The following is a 19,586-nucleotide window of genomic DNA, read 5'->3' as shown; positions in this document are numbered from 1 at the left end:
TACTCACAAAACAGTATTTCCCGGTCGTCCGGGATTGCGCTGTGCGGCCCCGCGCATGGTCCGCCGCGCGGGGCCGCATGCGGTTCGCGCAATCAGCCCGCCTTGCCCTGGCTCGCGACCGCGGCTTGCGCCTTCGCGATCGCGTCCTGGTCGCCGAGATAGTAGTGCTTGATCGGCTTCAGGTTTTCGTCGAGCTCATAGACGAGCGGCACGCCGTTCGGAATGTTCAGGCCGACGATGTCGCCGTCCGAGATGTTGTCGAGATATTTGACGAGCGCGCGGATCGAATTGCCGTGTGCGGCGATCAGGATCTTGCGGCCCGACTTGACGGCCGGCGCGATCGACTCGTTCCACAGCGGCAGCACGCGCGCGACCGTGTCCTTCAGGCACTCGGTGAGCGGCAACTGTTCGCGCGGCACCTTGGCGTAACGCGGATCGGCGTACGGCGCGCGCTCGTCGGTCGGTTCGAGCGCGGGCGGCGGCGTGTCGTAGCTGCGGCGCCACACCAGCACCTGCTCGTCGCCGAACTTCGCGGCGGTTTCGGCCTTGTTCAGACCCGACAGCGCGCCGTAGTGGCGCTCGTTCAGACGCCACGAATGCACGACCGGCAGGTACATCAGGTCCATCTGGTCCTGCACGTGCCACAGCGTGCGGATCGCGCGCTTCAGCACCGAGGTGTACGCGATGTCGAACGTATAGCCCGACTCCTTGAGCAGCACGCCAGCCTGCTGCGCTTCCCGGGTGCCCTGCTCGGTGAGGTCGACGTCGACCCAGCCGGTGAAGCGGTTTTCCTTGTTCCACGTCGATTCGCCGTGGCGGATGAGAACGAGTTTGTACATGAGAATTGCCGGTCGGTAGTAAGGAAGCGGTAAAGCGTCGGGCGGCTCGTCCAGAGGTGTGCCGCCATCGCGTCAGACGGTTATTTTATAATGGCTGGATTGCCCTTTCCGATTTCTCTCTTTCCGGCGGATTTTCCGTGAAGTTCTTCACTGATTACACAAACCTTGTACTGATCGCGATCGTCCTCATTTCCGGTGGGTTGCTGCTGTGGCCGACCATCAGTCGGCGCGGCCGCGGCGGCCTGTCGGCTGCCGAAGCCACCCAGCTGATCAACCGGCGCAACGCGGCGGTCATCGACCTGCGGCCGTCCGCCGATTACGCCCGCGGCCATCTGCCCTCGGCCCGGCATTTCGAACTCGCGGAGCTGCCGGCGAAGGTCGCGCAACTCGCGAAGAACAAGAACAACCCGGTGCTGCTGGTGTGCCAGACCGGCCAGCAGTCGAACAAGGCCGCGCGTCTCGTACAGGAAGCGGGATACGCCGAAGTCCATGTTCTCGAAGGCGGTGTCGACGCCTGGCAGAAAGCCGGCATGCCGGTTGTGAAACAAGGAGCAGTCAAGTGAACAAAGTGATCATGTACAGCACCCAGGTGTGCCCGTATTGCCAGATGGCCGAACGTCTTTTAAAGTCGCGCGGCGTCGAGCACGTCGAGAAAGTACTGATCGACAAGGACCCGGCCCGTCGTGATGAGATGATGACCCGCACCGGTCGTCGCACGGTGCCGCAGGTGTTCATCGGCGAGACGCATGTCGGCGGCTATGATGATCTTTCCGCGCTCGATCGCGCGGGCGGTCTGATGCCGCTGCTCGAAGCTGCCTGAGTTCGCGGGCTTTCGCGTCGCGCGAGCGGGCGGACGACTCGACAAGCCGGCGCATGCGCGCTCCGCCGGGGCGCGCGATCCGTCGCAACAATCTGGCGACCTATGTCAGCATGGGCCGCCGCCATGCATACCTATCAGGGAATCACTCAATCATGTCCGACGAGAATAACCAGCCGTTCTTCAACATCCAGCGCATCTACCTGAAGGACATGTCGCTCGAGCAGCCGAATTCGCCGGCGATCTTCCTCGAGCAGGAAATGCCGTCGGTCGAAGTCGAAGTCGACGTGAAGGCCGAGCGCCTCGCCGAATCCGTGTTCGAAATCCTCGTGACGGGCACGGTCACGGCCAAGGTCGCGGACAAGGTCGCGTTCCTGATCGAAGCGAAGCAGGCCGGAATTTTTGACATTCGCAACATTCCTGCCGAGCAGATCGATCCGCTCGTCGGCATCGCTTGCCCGACCATCCTGTTCCCGTACCTGCGCTCGAACATCGCCGACGCGATCACGCGTGCCGGCTTCCCGCCGATCCACCTCGCCGAGATCAACTTCCAGGCGCTGTACGAGCAGCGTCTCGCGCAGATGAGCGCGGCTCAGCAGGACGGCGCGGCGCAAAACGGCGTCACGCATTAAGGCGCCGCACGCAGTGCCGGCTATGAAAGTTGCCGTTCTCGGCGCCGGCGCATGGGGTACCGCCCTCGCCGGCCATCTCGCCTTAAGGCACGACACGGTGCTATGGGCGCGCGAGGCCGCGCTCGTTGCCGAGCTTTCCGCTGCGCACGAAAACGCCCGCTATCTGGCGGGCGTTGCCTTGCCGCCGGCGCTTCGCTATGAAGCGGACTTCGGTGCGGCGCTCGATCATGCGCTCGCCGAAGACGCGCTGTGCGTCGTCGCGACGCCGGTCGCCGGCCTGCGCGGTCTCTTCCAGGCGATGCGCAATGCGGGCAAGGTGCCGGCGCATGTCCTGTGGCTGTGCAAGGGTTTCGAAGCCGATTCGCAGTTGATGCCGCATCAGGTGGTCGCGGCCGAGCTGCCGGATCATGCCGGCAACGGCGTGTTGTCGGGGCCGAGCTTCGCGCGCGAAGTCGGCCAGGGCCTGCCGGTCGCGCTGACTGTCGCGAGCGCGTCGGCGGCGTGCCGCGAACGGACGGTCGCGGCGTTCCATCACGGCGCGATGCGCATCTATACCGGCGACGACGTCGTCGGCGTGGAAGTGGGCGGCGCGGTGAAAAACGTGCTGGCGATCGCCACCGGTATCGCCGATGGCCTCGGCCTCGGTCTCAATGCACGCGCCGCGCTGATTACGCGCGGGCTCGCCGAAATGTCGCGTCTCGGCGTGACGCTTGGCGGACGCGCGGAAACGTTCACCGGCTTGACGGGCCTCGGCGATCTGATTCTGACCGCCACCGGCGATCTGTCGCGTAACCGCACGGTCGGCATGCAACTCGCCGCGGGCCGTACGCTCGACGACATCCTCGGCGGCCTTGGTCACGTGGCCGAGGGCGTGCGTTGCGCGCAGGCCGTGCTCGCGATCGCGCGCGCTCATGCGATCGAGATGCCGATCACGCAGGCGGTTTGCGCGGTGCTGTTCGACGGCGTGGCACCGCGCGATGCGGTCAGCGCGCTGCTGCGGCGCGATTCGAAGGCCGAATGAGCGAGGCGGGATAAGCCAGGCCGGTTCCGTCGGCCTGGTTGTCGGCTGCGTCGGCCGTGTCCGCTGTATTCGCCATATTTGCCGTCTCCCACCGCCCATTGGCCGGCCGTTTGGCGCGAGCCGCTTCGTGAATCGCCTCGCGAATCGCCGTTGAACGGCGGCCCCGCCTCGCTGTCCACCTTGTTATAAGAAGGCCCGGATCAGCGAGGTTCCCATGCCCACCTTCAATCTCAGTCACGGAAATTGCTCGCTCGAAGCGCGCGTGGTCGACATCACGACGCTCGCGGTCGATGCAATCGTCAACGCGGCGAATACGTCGCTGCTCGGCGGCGGTGGCGTGGATGGCGCGATTCATCGCGCGGCCGGCAGGGACCTGCTGCGCGAGTGCGAAACGCTCGGCGGTTGCGCGACCGGCGACGCGAAACTCACCGCGGGCTACCACCTGCCCGCGAAGCACGTGATTCACGCGGTCGGTCCGGTATGGCGCGGCGGCGCGCATGGCGAAGCCGATCTGCTCGCCTCGTGCTATCAGCGCTCGCTCGAAGTCGCGCGCGATGCGCATTGCGCGAGCATCGCGTTTCCGGCGATCAGTTGCGGCATCTATCGCTTTCCCGCCGACGAGGCTGTGCGCATCGCCATCGCGACCGTGCTTGCCATGTTGCCGCGCACGCCGCGCATCGGCGAAGTGGTGTTCGCCTGTTTCGACGACGCCATGTTCGCGCGCTACGCGGCCGAACTCGCGCGCCGTCAGGCGCCGCCTTCGAAGCCGGCCTGACGCCACGCTTCGAACACGACGACCGCAACCGTGTTCGACAGATTCAGGCTGCGGTTGCCGGGGCGCATCGGCAGACGCACGCGCTGCTCGTTCGGAAAGCGTTCGAGCAGCGCATCGGGCAGGCCACGCGTTTCCGCGCCGAACACGAACCAGTCGCCGGGACGGAACGCATGGTCGTGAAAGCGGCCCGAGCCGCGCGTCGTGAACGCGAACATGCGCGCGAGGTCCGGCGTTTCTTTTGCGATGAACGCGTCCCAATCGGCATGCACATGCATTTGCGCGTACTCGTGATAGTCGAGGCCGGCGCGACGCATTTTCGCGTCGTCGAGCGGAAAGCCGAGCGGCTCGATCAGATGCAGCCGCGCACCGGTGTTCGCGCACAGGCGGATCACATTGCCGGTGTTCGGCGGAATTTCGGGTTCTACGAGAACGACGTTGAACATGACAGGACCACGTGGAGACTAGTTTTTGGGGGTGCGTAGCGCGACGAAGTTCGTGACCCGCCGTGCGCCCGCGGCCTTCAGCGTATGCGCGAGCGCTTCGAGCGTGGCGCCGCTCGTCATCACATCGTCGACGATGCCGACATGCAGGCCGCGCACCGCATGCGCGACACGAAACGCGTGGCTGACGTTTTGCCGGCGCGCCTCGAGATCGAGCCGCGACTGCGGGGCGGTGTCGAGCGTTCGTTGCAGCAAGGTGGCGTCGCTGCGCACGCCGAGCGCGCGGGCGAGCGGCCTGGCGATCTGCCACGCCTGGTTGTAGCCGCGTTTCGCGAGACGGCGGCCGGCCAGCGGCACGGGCGCGATCACATCGGGATGGCCGGCGGCATGCGCCGAGGCATCTTGCGCGAGCCGTGCGAGGCGTCGCGCGAACTCGCGTGCAAGCATCAGACGCGCGCGGAACTTGAGGCCAACCGCGAGCGTGTCGAGCGGCGCGCGATAGTCGGCGAGCGCGAAGCTCGCGTCGAAAGGCGGCGGCGCGGCCACGCAAGCAGCGCAGCGATACTGCGCGCGAGCGGCCCAGCGCGTGGCCGGCAGCGGCACCGCGCAGACCGTGCAGCGCAGGCGGCTTTCGTTCCAGTAGGCGGCGTCGCAACCCTCGCACAACGTCTTATGCGACAAATTGCCGCATAACGCGCAAAGGTTCGGCAAGAGCGCGTGCAACGCGCGCGGCCATGCCGAATGCGCGCCTTTCGAAAGACGCGCGAGGTGATTGCGACAGGACGAAGAAAATGACTGGAATTGCACGAATGGGCGGCTGCGAAAGCCTTTCAAGCTGAATGCCGGGAAACGAACGAGTATACTTCGAGCTCTACGCCAGCACGACACTCATGTCCCCAACATCCGCTCAATCTGGCCGTCCGGCCTATGATTCCCGGCGCCTCAGGCGTATTTTCGACCGCCGCGCCGCAACCTTCGACGAGGTGGCCTTCCTGCCGCGCGAGATCGCGCAACGTATGAACGAGCGTCTCGATTACATCAAGGTGGCGCCGGCGAGCGTGCTCGATGCGGGCTGCGGCGCGGGCGAAGACATCCCCGCCTTGCGCGAGCGCTTTCCCGAGGCGCCGGTGTTCGGCTCCGATCTGTCGCACGGCATGCTCAGGCGCGCGCTGCGTCACGATGCCGGCGACACGAGCTGGCGGCGCTTCCTGCCGGCCTCGCTCGGCAAGGCGCTCGGCGCGCGCGGTCCGCGCTTCGCGCAGGCCGACTTCTCTGCGCTGCCGTTCGCGGCTGGCGCATTCGAATTCATCTGGTCCAATCTCGCGCTGCACTGGCATTCGCGGCCCGATCTCGTGTTTCCCGAATGGCAGCGCGTGCTCAAGGTGAACGGCCTGCTGATGTTCAGCACGCTCGGCCCCGACACGCTCAAGGAGTTGCGCGGCGCCTACGCCGAGATCGAGGCCGCGCACGGCGTCGCGTCGCGCAAGCATGTGATCGACTTCGTCGACATGCACGATCTCGGCGACATGCTCGTCGAAGCCGGCTTCGAGATTCCGGTAATGGACCAGGAAACGCTCACGATCACCTACAAGTCGCCCGAGTCGCTGCTCGCGGACGTGCGCCGCTGGGGCGCATATCCGTTCGAGCGCGAGACGCTGCCGGGTGCCGTCGCGCGCAGGCTGCACAAGGCTCTCCTCGCGGCGCTCGAAGCGCGCCGGCGCGCCGACGGCACGATCGCGCTGACCTTCGAGGTGATCTACGGGCATGCATGGAAAGCGGTGCCGCGCACCACGACCGAGGGCCATGGCATCGTGCGCATCGAGGACATCGGACGCGGTTCGGGCAAGCGCCGTTAGCGGATGGCCGGCGCGTTGGCGGCGTTTTGCCTGTGTTTTACCTGTGTCTTGCCGGCGTCTTGCCTGTACTTGCCGGTGGAGCACAGGCCGCTTGCCGGCCTGTCGTTAGCACGTTGCGCGGCGGTTGTCGACCGGTGCTTTGGCCCATTTGCAGAGGGGTTGCCGACGCGGTAAAGAGGACATCTGTTATGCCTGAGATTTGCCTTTCGAAAGAGCCGCAAAAGGCTGGGCAAAATGGCGCTAAGGCTTGTCGCGCCTGGCTTGCGGGGCAATCGGGGCTTGCTTGTGGATGCCATGGATCGCGCCTATAATGCGTCAGTTTGTCGCCCGGAGTTCCCACCTCCGCGGCGGTAAGCCGAGGGCGCAAGACGGCAGCATGAAGTGACGCGGTAGGGGTTGGAGCGGTCGCAAGCGGTGGCGAAAGTCGTCGCGAAGATGCACGGCGTGCACGGCAAAAGCGGCGGCCGCGGGAAGCATCCGGGCAGTAGAGGAAGTAGAAGAAGGCGGACCGGAAGCAGCGATTCGCAGGAGGCAGCGATGGGTGCATCAGATCATCTGCTGGCGGATTCGGAGCCCGTCCTCAAGGACTGGACCATGAAGCGCAACTGTTCGATCTCGCCGCGGCAGTTTGTCTGCCTGTACGTGTCGCTTGCGTTGTTCTCGCTGGCAATTGCTTTCATGCTGGTTCTGGTCGGCGCCTGGCTGGTGCTGCCGTTCACCGGAATCGAGTTGCTGGCGGTAGGTATCGCGTTTGCAATATATGCGCGTCATGCTGTCGATTACGAGCGCATCCGGTTGTTTCCTGGCCGGCTCGTGATCGAGCAGGTCAGCGCCGAGCAGATTACGCAGTTCGAATTCAATCCGCGCTGGGTGCGGATCGAGCCGGGTGCAACGCCGCGCGACCAGATCAAGCTGGTCTCGCGCGGGCAGACGATCATGATCGGGCAACATCTCGCGCAGAATCGGCGCGCGCAGTTCGCAGGCGAGCTGCGGATGTGGCTGGCACGCTGTTAGGTAGTGCCGGACACGCGGCGTTCAAGGGGGCTCGCGCGAGACACGCTGCCAGCGGGGTCGATGGGTTTGAATGGAAAATTTGGGTAAGGAAGCTATGAAAACAATCAAGCGAGCGCTCACGAGCGTGCTGGCGACGAGCGGACTGCTTTTCGCCGGTGCCGCCCTGGCAGTGGGCGATGCTCCTGGCGGCCCAGCCGTCAACGCGATCAATCTCCAGCCGCCTGCAACGAGAATCGCCGAGGAGCTGTTCAGCCTGCACATGTTCATGCTGGCGCTTTGCACGGTGATTTTCGTCGGCGTGTTCGGGGTGATGTTCTATTCGATCTTTGCCCACCGCAAATCGAAAGGCCACAAGGCATCCCATTTCCACGAAAGCACCACCGTCGAAATCATCTGGACGATCGTGCCGTTCGTCATCGTCGTGCTGATGGCGCTGCCCGCCACCAAGGCCGTCGTCGCGATGAAGGACACCTCGAACGCCGACCTCACGATCAAGGTCACCGGCTACCAGTGGAAGTGGGGCTACGACTACGTGAAGGGCCCGGGCGAGGGCATCAGCTTCCTGTCCACGCTCGCCACGCCGCGCGCCGAGACCGAGGGCCGCGAGCCGATCTCCACGCTCTATCTGCAGGAAGTCGATAACCCGCTCGTGGTGCCCGTCGACAAGAAAATCCGCATCATCACCACCGCGAACGACGTGGTCCACTCCTGGTACGTGCCGGCCTTCGGTGTGAAGCAGGACGCGATCCCGGGCTTCGTGCGCGACACGTGGTTCAAGGCTAACCGCACCGGCACGTTCCGCGGCTTCTGTACCGAGCTGTGCGGCAAGGAACACGCGTTCATGCCGGTCGTCGTCGAGGTGCTGTCGGCCGACGACTACGCGAAGTGGGTCGAGGTGCAGCAGAAGAAAATGGCCGCTGGCCAGGACGATCCGAACAGGACCTACACGATGGCCGAGCTGATGGAGCGCGGCGGCAAGGTCTACGCGGCGAACTGCGCGGTCTGCCACCAGCCGACCGGCAAGGGCGCGGGCGTATTCCCGGCGCTCGACGGCAGCAAGATCGCCAACGGCCCGATCGCCGATCACGTGAGCCTCGTGCTCAAGGGCAAGAACGCCATGCCTTCGTGGGCGCCGACGCTGAACGACGTCGAAATCGCCTCGGTCATCACCTACGAACGCAACTCGTGGGGCAACCACACGGGCGACATTCTCCAGCCGAAGCAGGTGGCCGACGCGCGCAACGGCAAGCTGCCGGAAGGCGGCAACCATCTGGCCGACGCGGGTGCCTCGGGTGCGGAAGCGGCGTCCGCGCCGGCTGCCTCGGGCAACGACGCAGCGGCCGCCACGGATAGCGCGGCGGCCACGCTGCCGGCGAACGTCTACTTCGAGACCGGCAAGAGCACGCTGCCGGCCGACGCGAAAGCGGCGGTCGAGGCGGCCGCGGCCTACGCGAAGGCGCATCCGGATGCGAAATTCACGCTGTCGGGCTTTACCGACGCCACCGGTTCGGCCGATCTGAACGCGAGGCTCGCGAAGGATCGTGCGCAAGCCGTGCGCGACGCACTGAAAGCAGCCGGCATTGCCGAAGACCATATTATTTTGAAGAAGCCGGAAACGATCACCGGCGGCACCGACGCGAAGGAAGCCCGGCGCGTTCAGATCAGCCCGGCAGCCTGACGTGTTCATGGTCAGCACCGCAGAATTCGCTTTAGGAGATTGTCATGTCTAGCATCGGACACGATGTAGTCGCGGGCCACGAGCACGTGCACGGCGACCATGCCCACGAAACGCCGCACGGCTGGCGCCGCTGGCTGTTCGCCACCAACCACAAGGACATCGGTACGCTGTACCTGATCTTCTCGTTCACCATGTTCCTGTCCGGGGGCGTGATGGCGCTGATGATCCGTGCCGAGCTGTTCGAGCCGGGTCTGCAGATCATGCGTCCCGAGTTCTTCAACCAGTTGACCACCATGCACGGACTGATCATGGTGTTCGGCGCGATCATGCCGGCCTTCGTCGGCTTCGCGAACTGGATGGTGCCGCTGCAGATCGGCGCGTCGGACATGGCCTTCGCGCGCATGAACAACTTCAGCTTCTGGCTGCTGCCGGTCGCGGCCGTGCTGCTGGTCGGCTCGTTCTTCGCGCCGGGCGGCGCGACCGCCGCGGGCTGGACGCTCTACGCACCGCTTTCGACGCAGATGGGCCCGGGCATGGACTTCGCGATTTTCGCGATCCACCTGATGGGTGCGTCGTCGATCATGGGCGGTATCAACATCGTCGTGACGATCCTGAACATGCGCGCACCCGGCTTGACGCTGATGAAGATGCCGATGTTCGTGTGGACCTGGCTCATCACCGCGTACCTGCTGATCGCCGTGATGCCGGTTCTGGCAGGCGCGATCACGATGGTGCTGTTCGACCGCCACTTCGGCACGTCGTTCTTCAACGCGGCGGGCGGCGGCGACCCGGTCATGTACCAGCACATCTTCTGGTTCTTCGGGCACCCCGAGGTGTACATCATGATCTTGCCGGCGTTCGGGATCGTCTCGCAGGTGATCCCGGCGTTCTCGCGCAAGCCGCTGTTCGGCTATAGCTCGATGGTGTACGCAACGGCGTCGATCGCGATCCTGTCGTTCATGGTCTGGGCACACCACATGTTCGTGACCGGCATGCCGGTCACGGGCCAGCTGTTCTTCATGTACGCGACGATGCTGATCGCGGTGCCGACCGGCGTGAAGGTGTTCAACTGGGTCGCGACGATGTGGCGCGGTTCGCTCTCCTTCGAAACGCCGATGCTGTTCGCGGTGGGCTTCCTGATCGTGTTCACGTTCGGCGGCCTGTCGGGTCTGATGCTCGCGATGGCACCGCTCGACATCCAGTATCACGGTACTTATTTCGTGGTCGCGCACTTCCATTACGTGCTGGTGGCGGGGTCGCTATTCGCGCTGTTCTCGGGGTGGTACTACTGGTCGCCGAAGTGGACCGGCTGGATGTACAACGAAACGCGCGGCAAGATCCACTTCTGGGCGTCGATGTTCTTCTTCAACCTCGCGTTCCTGCCGATGCACTTCGTCGGTCTCGCGGGCATGCCGCGTCGTTATGCCGACTACCCGGCGCAGTTCACCGACTGGAACCAGGTCATCTCGATCGGCGCGTTCGGCTTCGGTCTCTCGCAGGTGTACTTCCTGTTCGCGGTGGCGCTGCCGGCTTACCGTGGCGGTGGCGAGCACGTGGAAGCGGGCGACAAGCCGTGGGACGGCGCAACGGGTCTCGAGTGGACCGTGCCGAGCCCGGCACCGTTCCATACGTTCGAGCATCCGCCGACCGTCGAGTAAGCCTCTTCGGAAGTGCCGGATTTCGGCGGCGCGGCATGCCGCTCTGGAACCCGGCGCTTCGTGAGGCCGCCATGTGGGCGGCCTCGTCAGTGACGAACCGTATTCAGACAATCGAGCATGACGCGCAATCCAGAGGGAAGACGTACGCCGGAGCAGATTCGCGCGGGCAACAGGCGGATAGGGTTGGTGATGTTCGCGGTCGCGGCGCTGTTTTTCGTGAGCGTCATCGTCAAGCAGTGCTGGTTTAGCTGACGGTTTGGGTGGGCGCAGGCTGACGGCCGCGGCCGTTGAAGTCTGCTTGCAGGTTTGTTGAGGATTCGAATGTCGACGCAAACGCCGGCTCCGGCCGACCGCTCTTTCAACCGTTTGATGCTGGTCAAGCTGTTCGTCGTCGCCGTGATGATGTTCGGTTTCGGTTTCGCGCTGGTGCCGATGTATCGCGCGATCTGCCAGGTGACCGGCATCAACAACCTCGTGCAGCGCGATGTTTCGGTGCGCGAGGCGAAGAATACGCAGGTCGACATGAGCCGCACGATTTCGATCGAATTCGATGCGAACGCGCGCGGTCCGCTCGGTTTCAGGCCGGAGCAGCGCAGCCTCGACGTGCATCCGGGCGAAGTGACGACGGTGATGTACGACGTGAGCAACGAACAGGCGCGCACGATTCACGCGCAAGCCATTCCGAGCTACGCGCCGAAGCAGGCGACCGAGTACTTCAGGAAGATCGAGTGTTTCTGCTTCACGCAGCAGACGTTGAACGCAAGCGAGAGCAAGCGGATGCCGGTGGTGTTCGTGGTCGATCCGAAGTTGCCGAAGGATGTGAAAACGATCACGCTGTCGTACACGTTCTTCGAATTGAACACGCCGGCGGCGGCGAGCACGGACGACGCGGCGCCGAAGGCGGAAGCGCAGACTGCTTCCGCGAAGCCGGTCTGATGCGGGTGCGACGGCGCAAGCCGCAGATGAAGGACGAGGTGAGATGAGCGATAACGGCGGCAGCCCGCGCAAGAGCAGTTTCGGTCAGTCGATGCGCGCTGTGTTCTGGTCGTTTTTCGGCGTGCGCAGGCGCCGCGATCTGGAAGCGGATGCCACGCAACTCAATCCGCTGCATGTGATCGTGGCGGCGTTGATCGGCGCGGCGATTTTGATCGGTGTGCTGATTCTCGTCGTGCATGCGGTCGTCGGGTAGGGCAACGGCAGCGAAGCCCACGAATTAGAGAGAAGCGGTGCGGTATCGACGCGCCGCCGAAGATACAGCCGGAGATTCCGGAACAACTGGACTGAAGTGGAGAATCAAGAATGAGCGGTCAAAACGAGAGCCCGTACTATTTCGTACCGCATCCGTCGCGGCATCCGATCAGCGCCGCTGCCGGATTGCTGGTCATGCTCGGATCGCTTGCGGCCTGGATCAACGAACACACGTGGGCGCCGCTCGGCGTGCTCGTCGGTTTGCTGTGGCTGCTCTTTACGCTGTGGCACTGGTTCGGCGACGCGATCGCCGAATCGGAAGGCGGCATGTACGGCAAGAACGTCGACCGCTCGTACCGCTGGAGCATGAGCTGGTTCATCTTCTCCGAAGTGATGTTCTTCGGCGCTTTCTTCGGCGCGCTCTTCTATGCGCGTGAAATCGCGCTGCATCAGTTGGGCAGCCTCGACTTCAAGCTGATCTGGCCGGATTTCTCGGCGGTGTGGCCGAACAACGGTCCCGCGAACCTGGTGTCGACCTACAAGTCGATGCAGCCGTGGCCGGTGCCGACCATCAACACGGCACTGCTGCTGTCCTCGGGAGCGACGCTGACGGTTTCGCACCATGCGCTGCGCGACAACCATCGCAAGAAGGCGATCGCCTGGCTGGCCGCGACGCTCGTGTTTGGCGTGTGCTTCCTGTTCCTGCAGGGCTTCGAATATTTCCACGCGTACAACGAACTGAATCTGACGCTCGCCTCGGGCATCTACGGTTCGACGTTCTTCCTGCTGACGGGCTTCCACGGTTTCCACGTGTTCCTCGGCGGCACGATGCTCGCGGTGGTGCTGGTGCGTCTGATTCGCGGCCACTTCACGCCCGAACATCACTTTGCGTTCGAAGGCGCGGCCTGGTATTGGCACTTCGTCGACGTCGTGTGGCTCGGTCTGTACGTCGTCGTGTACTGGCTGTAACGCAGTCGGGCTCGCGCATACCGCTTGGCCGGATGTGCGCGGGCCGTTGGCGCAACGTCCATCGGGCGGCGCGCACGAGCAGTAGGCAAGGATCTGTGCAGCGCCGCCCTCGACCTGTCAGGGCGGCGTTTTGTTTGGCGGTGCGGAAAATGTATCGCTGACGTTCGTGGCCTGAGCGGTGACCAGAGCGGTCCGAAACCTGAAGCGCCGGGTTCAAGGCCCGGAGTCGATGCGTAGGATCGGCGAACCCGCTTGCGCGAAGCAGCCCCGGCAGATCAGGCGCTGGCGTATGAGCGGTTCACACTACGCCGGTTTGGGCCGGCGAGGCTCAGCGCCCGTACGGAATACCGGTCGACTGGATCCAGCCCATCCAGTGCGCGAACAGGATGAACAGGAACAGCGAAATCGACAGGCCTACTCGCGTGGCGAGCGACCAGACCATCCGCTTGGTCTTGCCTTTGTCGTGCATCATGAAATACAGCGCCGACACCATGCTGGCGATGATCAGAGCAAAGGCGATGGGAACGATAATGTGCATGGAACCAACTGAAACGGGAAAGCGCAGTGGCAAGACAGACATTATCGCACCGCATGCGGGCATTCGCCGGGGCTTGCCGGTGACTCGCGACACATCGCCGGAGCGCATGCAATGAAGTTTCGCCTGATTCCCGCGCTGCTGATCCTGCTGGTCGTCGTCGTGACGGTGCGGCTCGGCTTCTGGCAACGCGACCGCGCGCATCAGAAGGAAGCGCTCGAGGCGCGCATCACGCAATTCGAAAACGCACCTGCATTGCCGGTGAGCGCCGCGCCGCTCGCGCTGAAGGACATCGAATTTCATCGCGTGAAGGCGCGTGGCAGTTTCGTCGCGGACAAGGTCGTGTACCTCGATAATCGTCCGTATAACGATCAGCCGGGCTTCTATGTCGTTATGCCTTTTAAACTGGACGACGGCGGCTACGTGCTGGTCAATCGCGGCTGGCTGCCGCGCAACATGAGCAATCGCGAGACCATCGCGCCGTACGCGACGCTGCAAGGCGAGGTCCAGATCGAAGGGATCGCGCGGGCCGATGCGTCGCGCGCGTTCGAGTTGGGGCAGGGCGGTTCGGCCGCGCATCAACTGATCCGGCAGAATCTCGAGGTCGCCGCGTATGCTGCGGAAACCGGGCTGCCGCTGCAATCGTTCGTGATCCAGCAAACGAGCGACGATGGCGACAAGCTGGTGCGCGACTGGCCCGCGCCGACCACCGGCGTCGAGCGCAACTACGGCTACATGTTCCAGTGGTGGGGCATGGCCGTCGCGGCGCTCGGGTTTGGTTTGTACGCCGCGCGTCGCGCGGCGCGAAAGGAGCACGCGCCGGGTACGTAGCGTGGCGTACGCGCTGCGCTCGGGTAGCCGGGGCGAAAAGAAGCGCGTCCGAGGTGGCGGGGCGCGTGGCCGCAGCGGGGCGCGAGCGAAGCCCGCGTGCGGTAAAGGCGGAGTAAAGGTGAAGCAAAGGCGGGGCAAGCGCCGAGCAAGCGCACCGTCCCCGCCCGGCCGGGACGGCCGCCGGTGCCGGACAACTCCGCGATGACCAGCCCGGGCAAACTGCGAAATCATTGAAACAGAAGAGGTCCTGCAGTGTCGACTCAAACCCCCCGTTCGCCGCGCGGCGGCCATCCCGCTGCCGCGAAAGCGATCCCCGGTCAACCGAACGGTCCGGGCTCGTGGCGGCGCGGCCGCTGGATTCTGCTGCTGCTGGTAATCATCGGCGCGGCGCCGATCGCCGTGTCGTATTTCATGTACTACGTGGTCAAGCCGACCGGCGGCAGCACGAGCTACGGCACGCTGATCGAGCCGCAGCGGCCGATCCCCGGCTCGCTCGTGGTCACGGGCGAGGACGGCAAGCCGCTCAAGCTCGAATCGCTGCGCGGCCGCTGGCTGATGATCTCGGTCGACGGCAGCGCGTGCGACAAGGCGTGCGTCACGAAGCTCTACTTCATGCGGCAAATCCGCGCAGCGCAGGGCCCGGAACGCGAGCGCGTCGTGGAAGTGTGGCTGCGCACCGATGCAGGCAAGGTCGCCGACGTGATACAAACGGCCTACCCCGACACCAGCATGCTGATCGCCGATCCGGCGCAGGTGGCCGCATGGCTGCCCGTCGACACCGGCACGCAAGTGACCGACCACATCTTCATGGTCGATCCGAACGGCAATCTGATGATGCGTTTCCCGAAAGACGCGAACCCGAGCAAGATCAAGGGTGACGTGACCAAACTGCTCAAATGGTCGAGCATCGGCTGATGCCGCAACCAGGGTAAAAAAGATGTTCGTATTGCAACTGGCTCTGATCGGCCTGTGTATTGCGTTGTTGCCGCTGTCCTACGTGTGGGCCAAGGCCGACGACAACAAATTCCGCAAGCTGGTCTGGCTCACCACCTTCCTCACGCTCGATCTGGTGATGTTCGGCGGCTTCACGCGCCTCACCGATTCGGGCCTCGGCTGCCCGGACTGGCCCGGCTGCTACGGCACGTCGTCGCCGTTCATCGCGCACGCGGCGATTTCCGCCGCCTATCGGGCGATGCCGACCGGGCCCGTCAGCATGACGAAGGCGTGGATCGAAATGATCCACCGCTATTTCGCGATGGCAATCGGCGTGCTGATCATCGCGCAGACGGTCATCGCGTGGACCGCGCGCATCAAGCGCCGGCCGCTGCACGTGTCGCCGTGGTGGCCGACCTCGCTGCTGCTGCTGATTCTCGTGCAGGGCGCGTTCGGCGCATGGACCGTGACGCTGAAGCTGCAACCGGTCATCGTGACGACGCATCTGCTGCTCGGCCTTGCGCTGCTCGGCACGCTCGGCTGGCTGGCCGCGCGGCTCACGCCGCTGCCGGCCGATGAGCCCGAGACCGCGCGCTGGCGCGCGGCGGCGCTGGCCGGTCTCGCGCTGCTGGTGCTGCAGATCGCGCTCGGCGGCTGGGTCAGCACGAATTACGCGGTGCTCGCCTGCACCGACTTCCCGACCTGCAACGGCCAATGGATTCCGCCGATGGACTTCGCGCACGGCTTCCACCTGTGGCGCGCGCTCGGCATGACGGGCGACGGCGACGTCATCACGCAGGACGCGCTCGTCGCGATTCATTGGACGCACCGCACCTTCGCGTTCGTCGTGATCGCCTATCTCGTGTGGTTCGCGCTGAAAATGCGCCGCTTCGAATCGCTGCGCCGGCCCGCGAACGGCGTGCTGCTCGTCGTGCTGATCCAGTTCATCACCGGGCTGTCGAACATCGTGCTGCAGTGGCCGTTGCCGATTGCCGTCGCCCATAATGGCGGCGCCGCGATCCTGCTGCTGCTGCTCGTTATGTTAAACTTTCGGATCGCTTATAGCCGTCCCGGCCGCGCCGTGCTTCCAGCGCGCGATGCCGCGCCAGCGTGACCCACATGGACAGCACAACACTCTCCCAGACTCCCGGCAACCGGGTTTCCCAATACCTCGCCCTGACGAAGCCGCGCGTCACGCAACTCGCCGTGTTCTGCGCCGTCATCGGCATGTTCCTGGCGACGCCCGGCATGGTCCCGTGGACCGTGCTGATCGGCGGCACCGTCGGCATCTGGCTGCTGGCCGGCGCCGCGTTCGCCATCAACTGCCTCGTCGAGCAGCAGATCGACGCCAAGATGCGCCGCACCTCGTGGCGCCCGTCCGCGCGCGGCGAAATCACGACTCCGCAGATCCTGCTGTTCTCGGCCGTGCTCGGCGGCCTCGGCATGTGGACGCTGTACACGTTCGCCAATCCGCTGACCATGTGGCTGACGCTCGCCACCTTCGTCGGCTATGCGGTCATCTATACGCTGTTGCTGAAGCCGGCCACGCCGCAGAACATCGTGATCGGCGGCGCCTCGGGCGCGATGCCGCCGGCGCTCGGCTGGGCCGCAGTCACGGGCCACGTGCCCGGCGACGCGTGGATTCTCGTGCTGATCATCTTCGTGTGGACGCCGCCGCATTTCTGGGCGCTCGCGCTCTACCGCCGCAAGGACTACGAAAACGCTGGCCTGCCGATGCTGCCGAACACGCACGGCGAACAGTACACGCGCTTGCATATCCTGCTTTACACGGTGATCCTGTTCGCGGTCACGCTCATGCCGTTCATCTCCGGCATGAGCGGCGTTGTGTATCTCGCGTCGGCGGTGCTGCTAGGCGCCGTGTTTCTCGCCTATGCGTGGAAGATCTACCGGGCGTATTCGGACGATCTCGCGCGCAGAACCTTCCGTTACTCGATCGTCTATCTGTCGCTGCTGTTCGCCGCGCTACTGATCGACCACTATGCGCGCGTCGTGATCGGCGCGTAACACCATGTTCAAGAACCGCTTTGCGCGCGTCGCGCGCGCCGCTGCGATGGCCTGCGCGCTCGGCGGCATGCTGCTCGCGGCGGGTTGCGGCAAGCAGCCGCCCGCCTTCTCGAATGTCGACATCACCGGCAACACGCAATTCGCGAGCGATTTCTCGTTGCCCGATACCTCGGGCAAGATCCGCACGCTCGCGGACTACAAGGGCAAGGTCGTGGTGCTGTTCTTCGGCTACACGCATTGCCCCGACGTCTGCCCGACGACGATGGCCGAACTGTCGCAGGCGTTGCAGCAGCTCGGTCCGGAAGACGCGAAGCGCGTGCAGGTGCTGTTCGTCACCGTCGATCCCGAGCGCGATACGCCGCAGTTGCTCGCGCAATATACGTCGGCGTTCGATCCGGGCTTCGTCGGCCTGCGTCCGGCCAGCGAGGAGCAACTCGCCAAGGTCGCGAAGGCCTTCCGCGTCTACTACGCGAAGGTGCCGGGCAAGACGCCCGACAGCTACACGATGGACCACACGGCCGCGAGCTACGTGTTCGACACGGACGGCAAGCTGCGTCTGTTCGCGCGCGACGGTCAGGGTGCGACGCCGTGGGTGCACGACATCAAGCTGCTGCTCGACTGAGGCCATACGTCGAGGCAGCGGCGGGGTGGGCGGCGACATCGCGCGTGATGCGGCGCCGCTTCCTGTGCGAACCGTTCGTGCAGCGCTCATGTGCCCTTCATGAGCTTTTCATGCACCCTCGCGCGCTCTCATGCACCCCACGTGCCCGCTCGACAATCCCTTCCACGTAACGCTCAGTCCGGTACCGGGAAGTTGATCCCCGGCGCGAGACGCGTCGTCTTGAAATCCGTCACCTCGTAGCGCGCGAGCTTCTGCTCGGCGAACGGATCGCTCGCGAGAATCCGCTCCAGCCTGTCCCGGTCGATGCGCACCGCGAGGATGATGCCGCCGTCGCGCGGCACCTTCGGCCCGGCCGCGACGAAGATGCCCGCGTCGAACTGCCGGGCGAGGAAGGCGCGATGCGCGTCGAGCGCGTCGTCGATACGGTCGAGCGGGGCGGTGTAGATCAGGTTGATGACGTACATGAGGTTCTCGCAACAAGCAATGGAGTCGGGCCGCTCGTGTCGGGCTGGCGCATGTGCGCAACGAGTTCGTCACGATGACGGTACGCATCTGCGCGCACATTCGCGGCCACGGCCTTGAATTATCGGCTACCCGCCGCCTCGCCACGCGCATTTCACGCACGCCAGCCTCTCGCCGCCAACCCGCCCGGCGCACCGCCGCATAACCATATGCGATCAGGGTATTTCCCAACCCCGCGGCCATATGAGACCATTCCGGGTTTCGTCGGCGACGCGCCCGCAAGGGCCGGTGCATCGCCCGTCTTTCATCCGGATCTGACACCGGTCAGAGAACCGAACAGCAACAGCGAGAACCCCATGCAGCGCAGAAACATCCTCAAAGCTCTCACCGCGGTCGTCGCCGGCGCGGCATTCCTGACCAGCCTCGGCGCCCACGCCGACGACAAGGTCATCAAGGTCGGCACGATCGGCGGTCCGGACGCGCAGGTCTGGGAAGTCGTCACCAAGGTCGCGAAGCGGGAAGGCCTGAACGTGAAGGTCATCGAATTCAACGACTACATCCAGCCGAACGCCGCGCTCGACGCAGGCGACCTCGACGCCAACAGCTTCCAGCACCAGCCGTACCTCGACAGTCAAATCAAGCAGCGTGGCTACAAGCTCGTCAGCGCGGGTCTCACCTATATCTCGCCGCTCGGCGCGTATTCGAAGAAGCTCAAATCGCTGAAGGATCTGCCGCAGGGCGCGAAGATCGCGGTGCCGAACGATCCGTCGAACGAAAACCGCGCGCTGTTGCTGCTGCAATCGCAAGGCCTGATCAAGCTGAAGGACGGCTCGGCCACGGGCGGCAATAACGCGACGCCGCTCGACGTCGTCGACAATCCGAAGAAGATCAAGTTCGTCGAACTCGACGCCGCGCAACTGCCGCGCTCGCTCGCGGACGTCGACGCCGCCGTCATCAACACGAACTTCGCGCTGGCCGCCGGCCTTCAGCCGACCAAAGACGCGATCGCGCTCGAAGACATCCACAGCCCCTACGCGAACCTGATCGCGGTGCGCGCTAAGGACAAGGATCAGCCGTGGGTCAAGAAGCTGGTCGCGGCATATCAGTCGGAAGACGTGCGCCAGTTCATCAAGACGCAGTTCAAGGGCTCGATGGTGCCGTCGTTCTAACAGGCGTTAACAAAATGAGTTCTTCAGTTTTCGCCAACAGATGATGCAGCAGGCGATTTTCATGAAGGCTTCGTGGATAAACGCAAGGCGTTCGAAGCGGATGCGCAGTCGTCGAAAGTTGT

At 64.5% G+C, this 19,586-nt stretch carries 24 protein-coding genes and 1 pseudogene; 19 read left to right on the top strand and 6 right to left on the bottom strand.

Annotated features, from left to right (window positions below):
- Positions 1-92 precede the first annotated feature (92 nt).
- On the bottom strand, positions 93-839 hold the full coding sequence (gpmA, locus tag G3N58_RS28035; protein WP_167048433.1) for a 2,3-diphosphoglycerate-dependent phosphoglycerate mutase: 747 nt from the start codon (positions 837-839) through the stop codon (positions 93-95).
- A gap of 137 nt (positions 840-976) precedes the next feature.
- Between gpmA and G3N58_RS28030 the strand changes: the two genes are divergently transcribed.
- The 5 genes from G3N58_RS28030 (at position 977) to G3N58_RS28010 (ending at position 4,084) form a co-directional block, all read left to right on the top strand.
- Positions 977-1,402: a rhodanese-like domain-containing protein gene (locus tag G3N58_RS28030; RefSeq protein WP_167048467.1), complete on the top strand. Its 426-nt coding sequence runs from the start codon at positions 977-979 to the stop codon at positions 1,400-1,402.
- Positions 1,399-1,659, top strand: a complete 261-nt coding sequence (gene grxC, locus G3N58_RS28025; protein ID WP_167048431.1) for a glutaredoxin 3 — start codon at positions 1,399-1,401, stop codon at positions 1,657-1,659. The genes G3N58_RS28030 and grxC overlap by 4 nt, the downstream gene beginning before the upstream one ends.
- A gap of 152 nt (positions 1,660-1,811) precedes the next feature.
- Positions 1,812-2,288, top strand: a complete 477-nt coding sequence (gene secB, locus G3N58_RS28020; protein WP_167283523.1) for a protein-export chaperone SecB — start codon at positions 1,812-1,814, stop codon at positions 2,286-2,288.
- A 22-nt stretch (positions 2,289-2,310) separates the two neighbouring features.
- A complete protein-coding gene (locus G3N58_RS28015) occupies positions 2,311-3,309 on the top strand; it encodes an NAD(P)H-dependent glycerol-3-phosphate dehydrogenase (RefSeq protein ID WP_167048427.1) in 999 nt (332 codons plus the stop codon).
- A 214-nt stretch (positions 3,310-3,523) separates the two neighbouring features.
- On the top strand, positions 3,524-4,084 hold the full coding sequence (locus G3N58_RS28010; protein ID WP_205990796.1) for an O-acetyl-ADP-ribose deacetylase: 561 nt from the start codon (positions 3,524-3,526) through the stop codon (positions 4,082-4,084).
- Here the strand turns inward: G3N58_RS28010 and trmL are convergent.
- Complete coding sequence (gene trmL, locus G3N58_RS28005) at positions 4,057-4,527, bottom strand: tRNA (uridine(34)/cytosine(34)/5-carboxymethylaminomethyluridine(34)-2'-O)-methyltransferase TrmL (protein WP_167048423.1); 471 nt, start codon at positions 4,525-4,527, stop codon at positions 4,057-4,059. The genes G3N58_RS28010 and trmL overlap by 28 nt on opposite strands.
- A gap of 18 nt (positions 4,528-4,545) precedes the next feature.
- Positions 4,546-5,331 carry a ComF family protein gene (locus tag G3N58_RS28000; protein ID WP_167048421.1) on the bottom strand — a complete coding sequence of 262 codons (786 nt, stop codon included), beginning with the start codon at positions 5,329-5,331 and terminating at the stop codon, positions 4,546-4,548.
- Between the two features lie 83 nt (positions 5,332-5,414).
- On the opposite strand from G3N58_RS28000, the gene G3N58_RS27995 reads away from it, so the two are divergent.
- From G3N58_RS27995 to G3N58_RS27965, 8 genes are all read left to right on the top strand, one after another.
- Complete coding sequence (locus tag G3N58_RS27995) at positions 5,415-6,380, top strand: methyltransferase domain-containing protein (protein ID WP_206000821.1); 966 nt, start codon at positions 5,415-5,417, stop codon at positions 6,378-6,380.
- Between the two features lie 537 nt (positions 6,381-6,917).
- A complete protein-coding gene (locus tag G3N58_RS27990; RefSeq protein WP_167048465.1) occupies positions 6,918-7,394 on the top strand; it encodes a DUF2244 domain-containing protein in 477 nt (158 codons plus the stop codon).
- 70 nt (positions 7,395-7,464) lie between these two features.
- Entirely contained in the window at positions 7,465-9,072 is a 1,608-nt protein-coding gene (gene coxB / locus G3N58_RS27985) for a cytochrome c oxidase subunit II (protein ID WP_206000820.1), read from the top strand.
- A 44-nt stretch (positions 9,073-9,116) separates the two neighbouring features.
- Complete coding sequence (gene ctaD, locus G3N58_RS27980) at positions 9,117-10,730, top strand: cytochrome c oxidase subunit I (RefSeq protein WP_167048415.1); 1,614 nt, start codon at positions 9,117-9,119, stop codon at positions 10,728-10,730.
- Between the two features lie 117 nt (positions 10,731-10,847).
- The gene (locus G3N58_RS34310) at positions 10,848-10,982 is read left to right on the top strand and encodes a cytochrome oxidase small assembly protein (protein ID WP_240159255.1); all 135 of its coding nucleotides are present in this window, start codon (positions 10,848-10,850) and stop codon (positions 10,980-10,982) included.
- Between the two features lie 69 nt (positions 10,983-11,051).
- Entirely contained in the window at positions 11,052-11,666 is a 615-nt protein-coding gene (locus G3N58_RS27975) for a cytochrome c oxidase assembly protein (protein WP_206000819.1), read from the top strand.
- A gap of 43 nt (positions 11,667-11,709) precedes the next feature.
- The gene (locus G3N58_RS27970) at positions 11,710-11,919 is read left to right on the top strand and encodes a DUF2970 domain-containing protein (protein WP_167048412.1); all 210 of its coding nucleotides are present in this window, start codon (positions 11,710-11,712) and stop codon (positions 11,917-11,919) included.
- Between the two features lie 110 nt (positions 11,920-12,029).
- On the top strand, positions 12,030-12,887 hold the full coding sequence (locus G3N58_RS27965) for a cytochrome c oxidase subunit 3 (RefSeq protein WP_167048410.1): 858 nt from the start codon (positions 12,030-12,032) through the stop codon (positions 12,885-12,887).
- 328 nt (positions 12,888-13,215) lie between these two features.
- Here the strand turns inward: G3N58_RS27965 and G3N58_RS27960 are convergent, their stop codons facing one another.
- Positions 13,216-13,425 carry a twin transmembrane helix small protein gene (locus G3N58_RS27960; RefSeq protein ID WP_008921867.1) on the bottom strand — a complete coding sequence of 70 codons (210 nt, stop codon included), beginning with the start codon at positions 13,423-13,425 and terminating at the stop codon, positions 13,216-13,218.
- 111 nt (positions 13,426-13,536) lie between these two features.
- On the opposite strand from G3N58_RS27960, the gene G3N58_RS27955 reads away from it, so the two are divergent.
- From G3N58_RS27955 to G3N58_RS27935, 5 genes are all read left to right on the top strand, one after another.
- The gene (locus G3N58_RS27955) at positions 13,537-14,253 is read left to right on the top strand and encodes an SURF1 family protein (RefSeq protein WP_206000818.1); all 717 of its coding nucleotides are present in this window, start codon (positions 13,537-13,539) and stop codon (positions 14,251-14,253) included.
- 252 nt (positions 14,254-14,505) lie between these two features.
- Complete coding sequence (locus G3N58_RS27950) at positions 14,506-15,168, top strand: cytochrome C oxidase subunit I (protein ID WP_346777819.1); 663 nt, start codon at positions 14,506-14,508, stop codon at positions 15,166-15,168.
- Positions 15,169-15,190: 22 nt separating this feature from the next.
- Complete coding sequence (locus tag G3N58_RS27945; RefSeq protein WP_205990745.1) at positions 15,191-16,300, top strand: COX15/CtaA family protein; 1,110 nt, start codon at positions 15,191-15,193, stop codon at positions 16,298-16,300.
- Between the two features lie 5 nt (positions 16,301-16,305).
- Positions 16,306-17,211 carry a heme o synthase gene (gene cyoE / locus G3N58_RS27940; protein ID WP_167048402.1) on the top strand — a complete coding sequence of 302 codons (906 nt, stop codon included), beginning with the start codon at positions 16,306-16,308 and terminating at the stop codon, positions 17,209-17,211.
- Positions 17,212-17,215: 4 nt separating this feature from the next.
- Positions 17,216-17,833, top strand: a complete 618-nt coding sequence (locus tag G3N58_RS27935; RefSeq protein ID WP_167048400.1) for an SCO family protein — start codon at positions 17,216-17,218, stop codon at positions 17,831-17,833.
- Between the two features lie 173 nt (positions 17,834-18,006).
- Here G3N58_RS27935 and G3N58_RS27930 read toward each other — a convergent pair whose 3' ends face one another.
- Positions 18,007-18,297 carry a YciI family protein gene (locus tag G3N58_RS27930; RefSeq protein ID WP_206000817.1) on the bottom strand — a complete coding sequence of 97 codons (291 nt, stop codon included), beginning with the start codon at positions 18,295-18,297 and terminating at the stop codon, positions 18,007-18,009.
- 354 nt (positions 18,298-18,651) lie between these two features.
- Between G3N58_RS27930 and G3N58_RS27925 the strand changes: the two genes are divergently transcribed.
- On the top strand, positions 18,652-19,464 hold the full coding sequence (locus G3N58_RS27925) for a MetQ/NlpA family ABC transporter substrate-binding protein (protein WP_167048396.1): 813 nt from the start codon (positions 18,652-18,654) through the stop codon (positions 19,462-19,464).
- A gap of 6 nt (positions 19,465-19,470) precedes the next feature.
- Here G3N58_RS27925 and G3N58_RS27920 read toward each other — a convergent pair.
- Positions 19,471-19,586: pseudogene (locus tag G3N58_RS27920) on the bottom strand (IS5/IS1182 family transposase); the annotation flags it as partial.

The organism is Paraburkholderia sp. Ac-20342, assembly GCF_017104985.1.
GTDB lineage: Bacteria > Pseudomonadota > Gammaproteobacteria > Burkholderiales > Burkholderiaceae > Paraburkholderia.
Note: the sequence above shows the minus strand (reverse complement) of the source record. Positions and strands in the feature narration are given on the sequence as shown.

What these genes read in the sequence shown, in the direction of transcription:
- gpmA (WP_167048433.1), bottom strand. Translation starts at nt 839, where the DNA reads ATGTACAAACTCGTTCTCATCCGCCACGGCGAATCGACGTGGAACAAG.
- secB (WP_167283523.1), top strand. Translation starts at nt 1,812, where the DNA reads ATGTCCGACGAGAATAACCAGCCGTTCTTCAACATCCAGCGCATCTAC.
- G3N58_RS28015 (WP_167048427.1), top strand. Translation starts at nt 2,311, where the DNA reads ATGAAAGTTGCCGTTCTCGGCGCCGGCGCATGGGGTACCGCCCTCGCC.
- G3N58_RS28010 (WP_205990796.1), top strand. Translation starts at nt 3,524, where the DNA reads ATGCCCACCTTCAATCTCAGTCACGGAAATTGCTCGCTCGAAGCGCGC.
- trmL (WP_167048423.1), bottom strand. Translation starts at nt 4,527, where the DNA reads ATGTTCAACGTCGTTCTCGTAGAACCCGAAATTCCGCCGAACACCGGC.
- G3N58_RS27995 (WP_206000821.1), top strand. Translation starts at nt 5,415, where the DNA reads ATGTCCCCAACATCCGCTCAATCTGGCCGTCCGGCCTATGATTCCCGG.
- G3N58_RS27990 (WP_167048465.1), top strand. Translation starts at nt 6,918, where the DNA reads ATGGGTGCATCAGATCATCTGCTGGCGGATTCGGAGCCCGTCCTCAAG.
- coxB (WP_206000820.1), top strand. Translation starts at nt 7,465, where the DNA reads ATGGAAAATTTGGGTAAGGAAGCTATGAAAACAATCAAGCGAGCGCTC.
- ctaD (WP_167048415.1), top strand. Translation starts at nt 9,117, where the DNA reads ATGTCTAGCATCGGACACGATGTAGTCGCGGGCCACGAGCACGTGCAC.
- G3N58_RS34310 (WP_240159255.1), top strand. Translation starts at nt 10,848, where the DNA reads ATGACGCGCAATCCAGAGGGAAGACGTACGCCGGAGCAGATTCGCGCG.
- G3N58_RS27975 (WP_206000819.1), top strand. Translation starts at nt 11,052, where the DNA reads ATGTCGACGCAAACGCCGGCTCCGGCCGACCGCTCTTTCAACCGTTTG.
- G3N58_RS27970 (WP_167048412.1), top strand. Translation starts at nt 11,710, where the DNA reads ATGAGCGATAACGGCGGCAGCCCGCGCAAGAGCAGTTTCGGTCAGTCG.
- G3N58_RS27965 (WP_167048410.1), top strand. Translation starts at nt 12,030, where the DNA reads ATGAGCGGTCAAAACGAGAGCCCGTACTATTTCGTACCGCATCCGTCG.
- G3N58_RS27960 (WP_008921867.1), bottom strand. Translation starts at nt 13,425, where the DNA reads ATGCACATTATCGTTCCCATCGCCTTTGCTCTGATCATCGCCAGCATG.
- G3N58_RS27955 (WP_206000818.1), top strand. Translation starts at nt 13,537, where the DNA reads ATGAAGTTTCGCCTGATTCCCGCGCTGCTGATCCTGCTGGTCGTCGTC.
- G3N58_RS27945 (WP_205990745.1), top strand. Translation starts at nt 15,191, where the DNA reads ATGTTCGTATTGCAACTGGCTCTGATCGGCCTGTGTATTGCGTTGTTG.
- cyoE (WP_167048402.1), top strand. Translation starts at nt 16,306, where the DNA reads ATGGACAGCACAACACTCTCCCAGACTCCCGGCAACCGGGTTTCCCAA.
- G3N58_RS27935 (WP_167048400.1), top strand. Translation starts at nt 17,216, where the DNA reads ATGTTCAAGAACCGCTTTGCGCGCGTCGCGCGCGCCGCTGCGATGGCC.
- G3N58_RS27930 (WP_206000817.1), bottom strand. Translation starts at nt 18,297, where the DNA reads ATGTACGTCATCAACCTGATCTACACCGCCCCGCTCGACCGTATCGAC.
- G3N58_RS27925 (WP_167048396.1), top strand. Translation starts at nt 18,652, where the DNA reads ATGCAGCGCAGAAACATCCTCAAAGCTCTCACCGCGGTCGTCGCCGGC.